Here is a 2,342-nt window from a genome sequence, read left to right as displayed (position 1 = left end):
TTCAAGGCTCATTTTCTTAAGCTCATCATCTATTTCTGTTTGATTTTTAACTTTTTGATTGTCTTGAAGCAGGCCAATATCCTCGGGTTTGTTGATGATAAAAAAGGCCACTAAAGGTACAAAAATAAAGAGCAAAAGGGCGCTCCAGCCACGCCATGCGATTTGCCAACCGTATCGATTGATCATAAAAGTGTTTAGGGTTGGTGCGAACATATTGCCGACCATGGTGCCATAGGAGAGTAGACTAAGAGATAATGCTCGATTTTTATCAAACCACTGTGGAATGAGAGCACCGGGTACAAGCGTTAGTGAGCCCTGTCCAAAGTACCTTAAAAAGAAAAATCCGACAAAGATCATGGTGGTATTCACGATGAAGCTGTTAAATAAGCATGCCATGGACAGCATAAATCCAGCAATGACAAGCATTCTTCGCTGACCATAGCGATCAACTGCTTTGCCCATGAATATGATTAATGAACCCGATAGCAATGTTGCAAAAGTGTAGAGCGTCGAGATGGTGGTTCGAGAATAACCAAAATCTGCAACGTATGAGTTTATATAGGCAGATATAGAATAGGTTTGTCCAGGGGATGAAAAAAAGGTGCTAATGGCTGAAACCAGTAAAATAAGCCAACCATAATAAAAATATTTATTTACTTTAAGTGCGAATGAATTTCTCAAGAATCTTTCCTTTCTAGTGGTATCGATGAACGAATGTCTTATAGATTAATAGATACCGTAGGTTATTAAGTCGTCAGTTGATTATATAGTTTATCATAAAGTGGATGAAAAACGGTAAAATCTCAATTTATTATAATCTTCAAATTTTTATAATATGATGATTAGCTGCTTGAAAGTTTCTTTAATGGATATAGATATAACATTATAGACAACAAGGTTTGAGGCATCGAAGATGAATCAAATGTTGTCAAAGAAACGAGGTGACATCATGAGATTTTATGAATTTGAAGCAGTGACAATCGATGGCGAAACTGTGAGTATGGCAGCTTACAAGGGTAAAGTTGTGGTTGTAGTGAACACAGCGAGTAAATGTGGATTTACACCTCAATATCAGGGTTTAGAGGCACTATATCAACGATTTGGACCTGAGAAATTTGTGATTTTGGGTTTTCCATGTGATCAGTTTGCACATCAAGAGCCTGGCACGAATGAAGAAATCAAGAATTTTTGTGAGATCAATTATGGGGTTACATTCCCCTTGTTTGACAAGGTCGATGTCAAGGGAGATACAGCTCATCCAATTTTCAAATATCTTGTTACAGAGAAGAGTTCTTTATTGGGATCTGAAATCAAATGGAATTTTACCAAGTTCTTAATTGATGCAAATGGCAATGTCGTCAAGCGCTATGCCCCTTCTGCACCACCTGAAAAGATGATTACAGCGATTGAGAAGCTATTGCAACCCAATGTTTAATGATTTAGTGATTTGTGATCTAGGTATAAATTCAAAACCACCTTGCTAGAAAATTCTTCTGACGAGGTGGTTTTTTATGTTTAGAGGTCAAAGTAGTCGGTTGACTTAATGAGCAATGTCTTTTGGTCAATAAATTCGATGATGGCTTCGCTACTCAAACTGGAGAGCTTTCTACTGATGGTTTCTCTGGTAACCCCCACGAAGTTGGCCATGTCTTCACGTGTTAAAGAGAGGGGGAGTAAAATGCCATCTGGCCTTGTCTTGCCATTTTGCTGACAGAGCCTTTGGATTAAGAATTTAAGCCTAATATCTGCATCCGAGGATGAAATGGCAGCAACCAATCTTTCAAGGGATGTAATTTTTTCATGGGCAGATTCCAGAATTGAAAACATCATCTCAGGGTTTTCCGTAAGGAAGGCATCAAATCGGCTCTTTGGAATCGTACACAGATGGCTTGACTTCATGGCAATGAGATCATATTGTGCAATCTCGCTTTTGAGAAGAGAGAACTCTCCGATGCTGTCGCCTTCGTTCAGAATATATAGGATTTGCTCCTTGCCGTCCTCACCAAAGGTACACGCCTTCAAGCCGCCGGCGTTGATAATGTATAGTCGGTCAAAGGTATCGCCTTGCCTTAATATGATATCGCCTTTTTTATACTGCCTACGCTCTATGAGTGTGAGTATCGTCTGAAGTTGCTGGTCATCCATGTTTGAAAACAGGGAAACCTTACGTGCACACAATTTATGGCCACAAGTAGCGCAGCCGCTGTTATTTACAATTTTAAATGGGGTCATGTCTACCTCCAATTTTTAGATCCTTATGCCTTTATTATACCATTTTCAGCCAAGCAGAATAAAAAAATGATTAATTTTCAAAAGTGTGAGGCAAATCACAGGTTTGGATC

At 39.0% G+C, this 2,342-nt stretch carries 3 protein-coding genes; 1 reads left to right on the top strand and 2 read right to left on the bottom strand.

All coding sequences use genetic code 11. The annotated features are described in order from the left end of the window. Nucleotides 1–681, bottom strand: a 681-nt coding sequence (locus tag AC220I_RS21405; RefSeq protein WP_486725901.1) for an MFS transporter, incomplete at its 3' end; no start/stop codon positions are given. A 268-nt stretch (nt 682–949) separates the two neighbouring features. Between AC220I_RS21405 and AC220I_RS21400 the strand changes: the two genes are divergently transcribed. Then, a complete protein-coding gene (locus AC220I_RS21400; RefSeq protein WP_486725900.1) occupies nt 950–1,435 on the top strand; it encodes a glutathione peroxidase in 486 nt (161 codons plus the stop codon). A gap of 80 nt (nt 1,436–1,515) precedes the next feature. Here AC220I_RS21400 and AC220I_RS21395 read toward each other — a convergent pair whose 3' ends face one another. Continuing rightward, the gene (locus AC220I_RS21395) at nt 1,516–2,232 is read right to left on the bottom strand and encodes a Crp/Fnr family transcriptional regulator (protein ID WP_486725899.1); all 717 of its coding nucleotides are present in this window, start codon (nt 2,230–2,232) and stop codon (nt 1,516–1,518) included. Between the last annotated feature and the right edge of the window lie 110 nt (nt 2,233–2,342).

It is taken from the genome of Fusibacter sp., from assembly GCF_057447755.1.
This window is presented reverse-complemented; position numbering and strand designations above follow the sequence as displayed.

Coding starts and splice junctions, on each gene's coding strand:
- AC220I_RS21400 (WP_486725900.1), top strand. CDS start 950: ATGAGATTTTATGAATTTGAAGCAGTGACAATCGATGGCGAAACTGTG.
- AC220I_RS21395 (WP_486725899.1), bottom strand. CDS start 2,232: ATGACCCCATTTAAAATTGTAAATAACAGCGGCTGCGCTACTTGTGGC.